The following is an 11724-nucleotide window of genomic DNA, read 5'->3' on the forward strand; positions in this document are numbered from 1 at the left end:
AACTGTTAAAGGAAAATTGCTACAATCGTTAATCATTCTTACTTTTGCAAAAATTTTAAAAAACGCTAACGTTTTAATTCATGAGATCGAGTATACTTGTTTTTGTGATCTTCGCGCTACTTTCCTTTCATACAAATGCGCAGGTCACCCCCCGAATAGAAAATCAAAAAGACACATTGAATAACCTCAAACCCGCGAAAACAAGGTTAATATTTCAACTTGAGCATGAAAGTGGCGGTGAACTCAAATTCAATGAACGCTCAAAAGAGACCCTAGCCGACTCTTATTATAGCGGGCTTAATTTCCGCGTTGGCTTTCAGACACAGTTTCAAGACTCCTTAAAGAGCATTTACAATGAGATATACAACTACCCGATCTATGGTGTGGGAGTCTATAGCAGCACGTTTGGCCAGGAACATCTGGGACAACCTTTCGCGCTCTATGGTTTTGTAGCAATACCAATTAAACCCAAAATAAATTCGAGATGGAATTTCAACTACCGGATTGCACTTGGTCTCTCGGGCAGATTTAATCCCTACAACGAGGAGGATAATCCTTTTAACCTCCTGATAGGAAGCAAAAACAATGTATTTATCGACTTTGGACTTCAGGCCAACTACCGTTTGAGCCAAAAATTCCAGGTCGGTGCCGGTGTAGCTTTCCACCATTTTAGCAATGGGGCATTGGCTTTGCCAAACACAGGAATAAACCTGCTACCATTGAGCTTGTCCGTCTCTTATACGCCGACAAGCAGACCGTTTGATTTCAGAAAACGTACGGTACCAAAAATGGAAGAAATGGAAGAACTGCATTTCAATTATGCTTTTGGTTTCAAACAGATTGATCGCGAACATGACGGTCAATATTTTAAATCGACATTAGGAGCTTATTACAGCAGGCATTTGGGATATAAATGGCGTCTAGGTGCCGGAATGGATGCGTTCTATTCAGCAAGTGGTAACGACGAGGAAGTCGCCGGTGACAAAGCAGGGAGCTTTGGAGCATTGTTTTCCTATGGTCCGGCTTTCTACATTGACCATGTATTAAATTCGAGACTATATATCAATGGAAATGTCGGCGTATACTTACACCGAAATAAATTCAATGGTGAAAGCACGCCTGTTTATCTAAGGGCGGGTGTACGCTATAAAGTGTACAAAGATTTCTTTGCAGGAGTTTCTATTAAAGCACATGGCGGTAAAGCAGATTTTATCGAATGGACAACAGGATATGGTTTTAAGTTGCGCAAGAAACGGGAAAATCCATCTAGCAATTAACAGTTGTTGGATGAGCCCGACGAGTTGTTAAAAAAATAAGGGGGCATTTAAAATATCCTTTAATTTGCATAAAAAAAGCGTTCATATGAACGCTTTTTTTATTGTGGGGATTACTGGATTCGAACCAGTGACCCCTACCTTGTCGAGGTAGTGCTCTAAACCAGCTGAGCTAAATCCCCTAACGAAAAAAAAGCACCATTTGATGATGCTTTGTGGAGGCTACTGGATTCGAACCAGTGACCCTCTGCTTGTAAGGCAGATGCTCTGAACCAGCTGAGCTAAGCCTCCGTTTTGGATTGGTGGAGAATACTGGATTCGAACCAGTGACCCTCTGCTTGTAAGGCAGATGCTCTGAACCAGCTGAGCTAATTCTCCGACTTTGTATGGTGGAGGCTACTGGATTCGAACCAGTGACCCTCTGCTTGTAAGGCAGATGCTCTGAACCAGCTGAGCTAAGCCTCCATACTTTTTTAAAGAACGCCGTTCCCTAATTGCGTGTGCAAATATAGCTTAAAAATTCTATTCTCAAAATTATTTTCGAAGATTTTCTACAGTAAAAACCACAACAAGCTAAGAAACACCCATATAATTTTCACAGAAATTAATCATAAAACTTCCACGAAATACCAAATCTAAAGTTTGCCGTATTCATTGGATAACGTCTAACAGTATAATAGCCATTCGGATAAAAGTTCTGATTTAGGAAATTATAACTTAAAAACATATTCACCCGCTGTATATTTGCCGTGATCCATAAATCCATAATCGGATAAGTCGAAAATTCGATCTGTTGATACGCATTATAAAACTGTCCCGTCCCTATCGAATAATTCGGATTGGCATAAGGCGTATTAAATTTAGCGTCAATACCAATACTATAGTCAATGACTTTATAAAAGAGATTACTGTAGTAAAGACTGTGCCAAGTATATAGTTCGGGCACCGCCAGTATATTCTGCTGATCCGTCTTTTGATAAACCACCAGATTATCCAGGGTAAAATGACTAAGCTTAAACTTCTGCCCCACACTTACCTTCAGCAAATTAGCGTTATCCAATTGTGCAGGATTGATCCACTTATCTTTCTTCCGGTCATTCTGCGGGTTCGATAATTCTTCAAAATAAGTATAATTATTCATCCGAAAATATTCAATCTTTCCATTGAAACCCAATGTTGGATTGCGGTATTGAAAGGCCACATTCTGAATTTTGGTCTTTTTGAGATCGAGATCATTCCATTTTGCGTAGGTATAATTCAGATTTTCGAAGACCATTTCGGGTGATTTATTTTGTGAATAAGCCGAAATCGTCACCTTTCCGATTTTATCCCCCATGGATATATCCGCCTTTGCTTCATAAAGAAAATCACCGATATTATGTCCGAAAACAATCTGATTGGCTTTCAGACTAAAATCCAACCGATCCGAAAATTTGTACCCCAGTTCCCCCTTAACGATTCCATTCTGGTAGAAACGATCAAACGTTGTACTATCTGGCAATTTCTTCAATGGTTCAGGGTAAGCGGCACGATCGGTATAGTACCGCAAGGAATCTACCTGACTTTGCTCCACCCAATTCATATCATGCTGAAAAGCCAGATTTAGCTTAGCCTCATTTTTAAAAATGGATTTACCACGCAGAAAGAAATTATATTCAAACTCATTGGAGACATTCGTAATGCCTGTTTTATCATTATTCAATGTCAACGCTTGATTATTGTATGGTAACGCCGCAAACTCATCAGGCATATTTTTGAAGAAGTTGAACGTCTGTTTCCGAATCCTTGTATTGTGCGCCATACTGTTTGTCGGATAGATCTGCATGGTCGGCTTTCCCTTGTCTACGGTGTCAATTCGACCAACGTACAGGGACTGACGTAGGAACAGGGAATTATCCCACCACTTTGATCTCGGCACATTTGTATTGGAAGGATCCCGAAATTTGGTAGCAAACCGATCAGGAGCTTGCCTGTTCTCAGGAGCAAATGGATTATTTTCGGTTATAGAACCATTTTCCATTGCATCCAAACGATTAAATACAGCATTAATCAAGAGATTATACCGGTTGTTTTTTGATTCGTACCAAGAGGCAATAGATGCTTTGAGATCGGAATAACTCTGATTAAGGTAAAAACCATCCGTTTTCGTCGAATGGAAATCCACATTCATATTCCATTGCGGATTGATATTTTGGGCAACCCGGGCCCTGAAGACCTGGTCATTGAAAAAGAATCCTACTGCCGACAATTCCGAATAGCGTGCCCTTGCCCTAAAATACTGAATAGAATCCGGATTCAATAGATAACGCTCCAAGGCTGTGAATCCTGACTGAAATCCGATTGTCTTTTTGGGCTGAAATAATAAGTCACGTGTGGCAAGACCATAAGACCCTAAATTTATACTGGGATTCCAGGGGGTATTTTGAGGATTATAATATTGATAATTACGATGTGAAGTATCTATTTGCCTTGTATAAGTTCCTTTTTTCAGCATATCCAATGTCGCGTAACGAATATACTTTGCAGACAGGATAACCGAATCCTTTTTTCCATCTTCTTTGGCTCTCGCCGAATCCAATGCGCTGCTCCACTCCTCCTTGCTCTGCGCAATAACATCCATGGAACAAATAAGTAAGACACACAGTGCGGCTAATACGCGTACGATCAACTTCATCTAAAATTGTATATAGTCTAAATTTACTGCAAAGCTATCAATTCTTTCAAAATTAATGTCATCTTAGGTTCCGCTTTCTCCGCAACAGCCACGATTTCCTGCAAAGAGACAGGTTTTAACACATCGTGAAAGCCCTCATCCGTAACAACAGAAATCGCGAACACCGGAAGAGCCATATGATTGGCAACAATTACCTCCGGTACTGTACTCATGCCGACTACATCCCCCCCAATAATTCGCATGAAACGGTACTCAGCTTTTGTCTCCAGATTTGGTCCCTGCGAGGAGACATACACAACCTTTCGTGCGGTAATTCCATGCTTTGACGCGATTTCAAGCGCCTGTTCGATCATCGCACGGTTATATGGTTCGCTCATATCCGGAAAACGAGGTCCGAATTCAGTCAGGTTCTGCCCACGCAATGGGTTGTCGGGCAAGAGATTGATATGGTCTTCAATTATACCCAAATCTCCATTTCGGACCTCCGGATTCAGCGAGCCGGCAGCATTTGACACAAAAAGCTTTTTTACACCCAGCACTTTCATGATCCGAATAGGAAAAGTAATCTGCTGCATATCATACCCCTCATAATAATGGAGTCTTCCCTGCATGGCAACCACATTCTTGCCATTTAATTTGCCAAAGATCAATTTACCGGAATGGAATTCTACCGTAGAGATGGGAAAATTAGGAATATTGGAATACATGAGCTGATATTCGATCTCGATCTCATCAACCAATTTACCTAAACCAGTACCCAGGATGATACCGAAATCTGGAGTAAAATCTCCAATTTTTCTACGGATAAATTCCGTAGTCTCATTTATGCTATGATACATACGTACAAAAAAAACTAAGTAACTCAAACTTAACTTAATTTTTTTGTACGTACAAATCAAATATAGGAGCTTAGTTATGTAAAAGCGCCTTTTCGCTCGCCTTGCCCGGAGAGCTGACCAAAAGCATTAGGAAAGTGATAAAACCATTGATGATAATTAGGTCCAGTCCGATCACATAGGGCGTATAGACTTCGATCACATATGTTTTCAGCAAGTACAATAGGGTCGGTGAAAGCACACAGATATAAGGCACAGCTTTATCCCGTACAGCAGATTTTGTAAAAATCCCAAAAACAAACAATCCCAGCAATGGACCATAGGTATAGCTCGCTGCGGTAAATATGGCATTCACGACAGAGTCGTCATTGATCAGCTTAAACACGAGAATGACCAGCAACATAACAATCGAAAAAGCAAAGTGCACATAATTACGCTGTTTGACAAGAGCAGGATCATTTGGATTTTCCTTTTTATTAAAGTTCAGAAAATCCACACAGAATGACGTTGTCAACGCCGTAAGCGCACTATCGGTTGTTGCAAATGTCGCCGCAGTCAGCCCCATCATAAAGATGATCGCTGGAACGATAGCCAAGTGGTTCAACGCAATCTCCGGGTACAGGTAATCACGGGTCGATAATTGGGAGACATCAATACCATTTTTTGCGGCGTAGATATATAACAAAGCTCCCACAGCCAAAAAGAAAATATTGATCACCACAAATACACTTGTGAATGTAATCATATTCTTCTGCGCTTCTTTGATCGTTCCCATTGACAGGTTCTTTTGCATCAGATCCTGATCGAGTCCCGTCATGGCAATAGTCACAAAAATTCCGCCCAGGAATTGCTTCCAAAAATTAGCCTTACTGCCTACAAAATCATCCCAGAAGAAGATTTTGGAATAGCTGCTTTCTTTGACTGCTTCGAACGTATCTACAATTCCAAAATCCAATCCTTTGGCCATAAAATAGATCGAAAGAATAACGGCGGTCACCAAAAAGGTCGTCTGTAGAGTATCTGTAACAATAATCGTCTTTAGCCCCCCCTTATTGGTATATAACCAGATAAGCACGAGACAGATCACAACGGTGATCGCAAAAGGCACATCCCAGGCATCAAAAATAAAGTGCTGCAAGACAATTGCGACTAGGTATAAGCGAAAGGCCGAACCGATGGTACGGGAAACCAAGAAGATCGCCGCGCCGGTTTTATAAGTCGTATGTCCAAAACGTTCCTCCAAATAGGTATAGATGGAGGTCAGGTTCATTCTATAATACAACGGAAGCAATACATAAGCGATAATGACGAAGCCAACTGCATTTCCGAGAACAAATTGAAAATAGCTAAATTCAGAAGCCCCCACAGCACCCGGCACCGAAATAAAGGTCACACCGGAGAGCGCGGTACCGATCATCCCGAAAGCCACCATATACCATTTCGAATTTCGGTTGGCAACAAAAAAGGTGGAATTATCCGAAGATCCTTTTGAGGTGAAGTGCGCTACTGCGAGTAAGACCGCAAAATAGATCACAATAAAGGATAATAATATAACTGGTGACATAGTTTGTTTTTAATAGGTGATTTGATGATAGCAGATGATTTTAATGTGTCGCCTGATAAGCTTCGATCGCTTGCCTTACATTGCCGAATTGTTCCAGCAAAGCCGCAGCATCTTCTTCAGTAGCCCCCGTCTGATCCATAATGATCCGTACGCCACGACCGACCAATTTATGGTTTGACAGTTGCATATCGACCATTTTATTTCCCTTCACACGCCCGAGCTGAATCATGACCGCCGTGCTGAACATATTTAATACAAGCTTTTGTGCGGTACCGGATTTCATACGGGTAGAGCCCGTCACAAATTCGGGACCTACAATAACCTCAACAGGATACTGAGCAATTTCAGCAATCGGAGAACCGCCGTTACAGACAATACAGCCTGTCACCAGACCTTTCTCGTTTGCGGTCTTCAGGCCACCGATGACATAAGGTGTAGTGCCCGATGCCGCAATACCGATAACGACATCATTTTCGTCAATATCATATGCTTCCATATCCTTCCAGGCCTGTTCCAGATCATCTTCCGCGAATTCCACAGCTTTGCGGATCGCAGTATCCCCGCCTGCAATTAACCCGATAATCCACTCAAATGGCACACCATAAGTCGGAGGCAATTCAGATGCATCCAAGACACCAAGCCGGCCACTGGTACCGGCCCCGATATAAAAAGTCCGACCACCAGCCTTCATTTTCTCCACAGTAACCTTAACCAATGCTTCGATCTGAGGAATAGACCTTTCAACAGCTAGCGGCACAGATTTATCCTCGTTATTGATATTAGTCAATAATTCATGTACAGACATCTTGTCCAAATCCTGATAATTCGAATCTTTCTCCGTTGTATTAACCATTCTTAATATATATTGTATTTCTTAATTCAATAAATCGGGTATATCCATTATTTGATAACCTTTCTTTTTTAATATGTCGATCATATCACCCAAATAATGATACAATTTATCTTTCCGTCTTCCATCCGTCCCCATATGGATCAAAATCATGAAACCATTCAGGCCGAACTTCTCCTCATAAGACCAAAGTCCCTTCAAAATTGCCCCGGAGGACAGATAACGTTCACCCATTTCTGGATAAGTATAATCTGCGGCAGTCCGTATCCCGGGCGTATAGTTGATTGAAGACAAGCCGATTTCCTTTGCCCATGCTACCGTCTGGCTATTATACCATTCATAAGAAGGAATATAATAGCGTAATTGACTTGTATCTACCCCCGCAAGCGCCAGCTCATCCACATTGGTCTTCAAGTCCCGCAGGAACGAATCCCGGCTGACCAGCAATTCATCCCGACTCCCCCAACCACTGACCAGGAGATGCTTATCAGAATGCCCAGACACCACATGTCCGTCTTTCAACATTTGCTGGATGTAGGGCTTGAAACTTGCGTTCCGCAGATAATCTCCTGTTAAGAAAAAATTCCCCTTCACATGATGGCGCTTCAAGCTTTTCAAAACCATAGTCGTTCCCTCCGATAAATCGTGGCCCGTAAAAAGTAAAGCCACTTTTTTCACTGTAGAGTCGCCACGGACAATAGCACCGAATCCATCCCTGCTTACTTTTTTCCCACAGGCTCCTCCAAGGCCTTCCCTTCTTTAGCCGCCAGCAAGTAGATCAATGAAGCCGTTCCGTCCATGGTTGGCTCATTGGTACTGTAGTCACCATAATCGTCATGATAAACGGCAAGGTCACTCTGAAAATCCGCATAGCTATCGGGGTTGTTCAGCTTAATACCGATCAGGTTACGGTAAGTAGACGCCATGATCGGACCATCTACCAGCCCCCCGTCGATCGGATGCTTACCCAGATAAGTAAAAGCAGAATGTGGATCAACCGGTGTGTCGCCCCAAGATGGAAGTCCGTAAACCATACTTGTTCCCCAAGGATTAGCACCAAACAACCAATCAAAGTTCGCCTGTTCCAGTTCATCAAACTGATTGTCACCTGTCAGTTCTTTATACCAAAGGCACTGTATGGCAAAAGAAGCCGTAAGATTGTTGCTGCACCAGATAAAAGGAACCCCTCTTAAAAATGCATTTTGCTCCGCACGTTTATTGACCTCTTCGATACCTTGCCTATAATATGAAACAATCTCCTCGCGATCCTGTCCCTTCAATTTTTTAGCCAATTCATAATGCCCCAAGTTGATAAAAGGATACCACTGATAATGCGCAGCTGTATCTGATATCATCCAGGGTGTTATTTTTTCCTGTCTGGCATACTGCATGGCTTCCTCGGCAAACTTGTTTTTCTTTGTTACCGAAAATCCCATTGCTGCCGCCAGCTGCATATCATCCACCCAATTGTCTTCGGCATAGATATAGGGTGATTTGACCGAAACCGTCTGTGTCACCCCGGGTTTTATATTTGCATACGCATAAGCTGTCTCCGCTTTCTGTGACAGCAATTTTGCATATTTTTTATCCTCTTTTCCAAAAAGCACAGATCCCAAACGGAAAGCGCTACTAAATTTCCCCGCCGTGGAACTCGTCCCGGTGGTGTTATTCATAAACTTGCCCCTTTGCTGAGGCTCGCCATCTATAAAATACACCGGGCGTTCAAATCCACGACCATAGTAGGGATCCTCCTTGGGCATGCGCATACTTGCATGATCGCGGTCATCCGCAATCTGATTATACATCTGATTCGCTTTTGGATGCATCTTCAACAACCAGTCCAGTCCCCATTTGGCTTCATCCAAAACATCAGCACGACCATTTTTTCCATCCAAGCCATTTGCCTGTTTTTGATCGTCAAACACTTTGGGAAAATCCCGATAAGCCGCCAGCAGGTGGAATGTCGCATTTGCCGACGTGGTCGCGTATTGTAAATAATCAGAAGCATCATGCCAGCCTCCGCCAGCATCAATATGCGAACTATCCGCTATACCGACTTTACCGGCATACAAAGTAAAGCCATCATGGGTATGACAACTATCCTTTAAAAAAGGATTGAACAATGTGCGTTGTTGACGCATATACCGTAATACAAAGTCCGCTGCACCCTTATAGACATCGGAGGCTATCCTAAAATGCGGAGATTTGATTTCTCCCACCTGGATAAAATAACTTCCCGTATCCTGTAATGCCGAAAAATCAAATCGAAAACTCTGAACAAACGGACCATAGGCACCATAATCCTTCCCTACAGGGCGGACATATATTGTTTTACCTGTTTTTGCATCTTTAACCTCAAAAGAACGAAGCTGCCTGATTGATTTCCCTCCCCATACCGCGACCTTTTTGCCTGTCGGAGTATAGCCTAATTGGTTTATTCGAATCCAAGCATTCTGCTGTGCTTCCGCAAAGTTACAAACAAAACATGCAAAAACAAGCAAAAAAGCTTGACGTAAATTTAAGAAGTTTAGACATTCTTTTATCATAATAAGGCATTTATTTTTAATAAAATCAACTCAAACGGTTGTTTAAAACCTCAAAGAAACTATTTTCCCATCCATCGTACTCGCAACAACCTCATTATTACCATTTATAGCAACAGGGTTGACCATGCCATTGGAAATTTTATACTGCCAGATAACCGCGCCTGTTTTTGCATCCACAGCCGAAAGCAAACCCGAATGACTCGGCACAAACACCAATTTACGGTTTGTTTTTATTGCCGATGGGGTCAGTTCATAGGGTAATTTTAGTTTTGCTTTCCAAATTACGTCCATTTTGTCATCCGAAGAAGAAATTCCCAGCAAATCGCCGTCCATTGTCTTCACATAGACCTGTTTTTTATTTACCGCCAACCCCATAGACTCCCGCACACGTATAGTATCCTTCTTTTCCCGCCAGATCACTGCGCCATTTCGCGCATCCAACGCAGTCATAAACCGATCCGGCGCGACAACAAAAATGCGATTATTTACTCCGACAGGATTACAGGCAGCAGCCGAAAACATCCGATTGGCGTGACCATTGTTCCATTCCCAGGATAATTTTCCGGTTTTGGCATCCAACGCATAAAATCCATTTCCCCAAGAACCGAAGATAATATTTCCTAAATAATAAGTTGGCAAAGTCGACACAAACCCTTTGACCTGATCAAAACTCCATCTCAAATTTCCGGTCTTTACGTCCAATGCCCTGAATTTACCATCTGAGCCACCGATAAAAGCAATACCATCCTGAATCAACGGCGACCCCAATACAGCCTTATCTGTTTTTACCTTCCAGAGGAGTTTTCCGTTTTCTGCATCGACAGCATAAATAAAATGATCTGAGGAGCCAGCCACAACAATACCTTTCCAGACGGCCGGAGTAGAATACACCTTTCCTCCCGTTCTGTAAGACCATAGCTTTTTACCGGATTTAAGATCCAGGGCAAAGATATCCCCTGCGGTATTTGAAGTAATTACCTTATTTTTATCAATGGTCAACCCTGCGCCAATGTCGCTTGCGTCTTCGAAAGTCCAGTTCACATGAACGGCACCCGTATATTTCTCGTTGACTGCATAACTTGGTCGCGGGTAAACAGCAGCCTCTTTATCATAATGATGATCAAACAAAGGCACCTCCAACCAAGGTTTTTCTTGTGTCCCTACGCCCGGATTACGTTCCTGATAGGAAGCTTTTCCATCCCCAATAGTGACGATATTATACCCCCCCACAGCTTTATTTGCGCGGAGGTTAGACCGCCCCATCACACCCGGTATACCTTCCCAGTCGTAAGCCTTATTTGCATGACCATGTCCACAGAACGCCAATTGGACATTACGTGTTTTGACCCGTTTCAATGCATCAAACCAATTGTTCAGGGAGGAATCTTGTGGATAATGGTTAATATAAATTAATGGTGTTTGCCTATCGGGGTTCGCGGCAAAGACAGAATCCATCCACACCAGGTTTTCACGTGGTATTTGACCTGGACTCATACGCATATTCGGACCGGAATTAGTCCCTATAAATTGATAACCTTTATGTTTAAAGAAAAACGTTTCGCCACCGAAGACAGTACGGAAGGTATTGGCTCCATTTTCGGACCAGTTTCCATCATGATTGCCCGGAATTACATACCAGGGCAGTTGCAGGCTATCCAAAATACGTTTTGCCAATTTCAGTTCCTGATCAGCCCCAAATTCAGTGATATCCCCAGAGAGTATAACAAAATCGATGTCTTTCAATGTATTAAGATCCTTTACAGTACGTCGCAGATCTTCCGCTCCTGTTGCACCGCCAACATGTGTGTCTGTCACATGGGCAAATTTAAAAGATTGCGCAAAGGACATATTGATAATGCACAATAATGCACTAATTAAGGCTATAAGCTTCGGTTTCATGGATAATATTTTCTTAAAAATAGCGTTTTTATGCATAAATACAAAAAAACAAATGCGTTTTTATGCGTGATATTTTTGATA

General features: G+C 42.3%; 8 protein-coding genes and 4 tRNA genes. 1 reads left to right on the forward strand and 11 read right to left on the reverse strand.

Going from position 1 to position 11724, the window contains the following annotated elements; translation table 11 throughout:
• The first annotated feature begins 80 nt into the window (after positions 1-80).
• Positions 81-1277 (forward strand): acyloxyacyl hydrolase, encoded by a 1197-nt coding sequence (locus ABTV71_RS26715; protein ID WP_433901654.1) that lies wholly within the window; start codon positions 81-83, stop codon positions 1275-1277.
• A gap of 104 nt (positions 1278-1381) precedes the next feature.
• Here the strand turns inward: ABTV71_RS26715 and ABTV71_RS26720 are convergent.
• The 11 genes from ABTV71_RS26720 to ABTV71_RS26770 all read right to left on the reverse strand — a co-directional run bounded on the left by ABTV71_RS26720 (position 1382) and on the right by ABTV71_RS26770 (position 11643).
• Positions 1382-1456, reverse strand: a tRNA-Val gene (locus ABTV71_RS26720).
• A gap of 34 nt (positions 1457-1490) precedes the next feature.
• Positions 1491-1565 (reverse strand) — tRNA-Val (locus ABTV71_RS26725).
• Positions 1566-1574: 9 nt separating this feature from the next.
• Positions 1575-1652, reverse strand: a tRNA-Val gene (locus ABTV71_RS26730).
• A 9-nt stretch (positions 1653-1661) separates the two neighbouring features.
• Positions 1662-1739, reverse strand: a tRNA-Val gene (locus tag ABTV71_RS26735).
• Between the two features lie 139 nt (positions 1740-1878).
• Complete coding sequence (locus ABTV71_RS26740; RefSeq protein WP_433901655.1) at positions 1879-3948, reverse strand: putative porin; 2070 nt, start codon at positions 3946-3948, stop codon at positions 1879-1881.
• 23 nt (positions 3949-3971) lie between these two features.
• A complete protein-coding gene (locus ABTV71_RS26745) occupies positions 3972-4787 on the reverse strand; it encodes a purine-nucleoside phosphorylase (RefSeq protein WP_121120829.1) in 816 nt (271 codons plus the stop codon).
• Between the two features lie 70 nt (positions 4788-4857).
• Positions 4858-6348, reverse strand: coding sequence for a sodium:solute symporter (locus ABTV71_RS26750; protein ID WP_433901656.1), 1491 nt, complete (start codon positions 6346-6348; stop codon positions 4858-4860).
• Between the two features lie 40 nt (positions 6349-6388).
• On the reverse strand, positions 6389-7201 hold the full coding sequence (murQ, locus tag ABTV71_RS26755; protein WP_121120833.1) for an N-acetylmuramic acid 6-phosphate etherase: 813 nt from the start codon (positions 7199-7201) through the stop codon (positions 6389-6391).
• A gap of 21 nt (positions 7202-7222) precedes the next feature.
• Positions 7223-7867: a polysaccharide deacetylase family protein gene (locus ABTV71_RS26760; protein ID WP_433901657.1), complete on the reverse strand. Its 645-nt coding sequence runs from the start codon at positions 7865-7867 to the stop codon at positions 7223-7225.
• Positions 7868-7917: 50 nt separating this feature from the next.
• Positions 7918-9744, reverse strand: coding sequence for a glycoside hydrolase family 9 protein (locus ABTV71_RS26765; protein ID WP_433901658.1), 1827 nt, complete (start codon positions 9742-9744; stop codon positions 7918-7920).
• A gap of 42 nt (positions 9745-9786) precedes the next feature.
• Complete coding sequence (locus ABTV71_RS26770; RefSeq protein ID WP_433901659.1) at positions 9787-11643, reverse strand: PQQ-binding-like beta-propeller repeat protein; 1857 nt, start codon at positions 11641-11643, stop codon at positions 9787-9789.
• Positions 11644-11724 lie beyond the last annotated feature (81 nt).

The sequence above is a fragment of the Sphingobacterium puteale genome (assembly GCF_050986225.1).
GTDB classification, from domain to species: Bacteria; Bacteroidota; Bacteroidia; order Sphingobacteriales; family Sphingobacteriaceae; genus Sphingobacterium; species Sphingobacterium puteale.

What these genes read in the sequence shown, in the direction of transcription:
- ABTV71_RS26765 (WP_433901658.1), bottom strand. Translation starts at nt 9,744, where the DNA reads ATGATAAAAGAATGTCTAAACTTCTTAAATTTACGTCAAGCTTTTTTG.
- murQ (WP_121120833.1), bottom strand. Translation starts at nt 7,201, where the DNA reads ATGGTTAATACAACGGAGAAAGATTCGAATTATCAGGATTTGGACAAG.
- ABTV71_RS26715 (WP_433901654.1), top strand. Translation starts at nt 81, where the DNA reads ATGAGATCGAGTATACTTGTTTTTGTGATCTTCGCGCTACTTTCCTTT.
- ABTV71_RS26740 (WP_433901655.1), bottom strand. Translation starts at nt 3,948, where the DNA reads ATGAAGTTGATCGTACGCGTATTAGCCGCACTGTGTGTCTTACTTATT.
- ABTV71_RS26770 (WP_433901659.1), bottom strand. Translation starts at nt 11,643, where the DNA reads ATGAAACCGAAGCTTATAGCCTTAATTAGTGCATTATTGTGCATTATC.
- ABTV71_RS26750 (WP_433901656.1), bottom strand. Translation starts at nt 6,348, where the DNA reads ATGTCACCAGTTATATTATTATCCTTTATTGTGATCTATTTTGCGGTC.
- ABTV71_RS26745 (WP_121120829.1), bottom strand. Translation starts at nt 4,787, where the DNA reads ATGTATCATAGCATAAATGAGACTACGGAATTTATCCGTAGAAAAATT.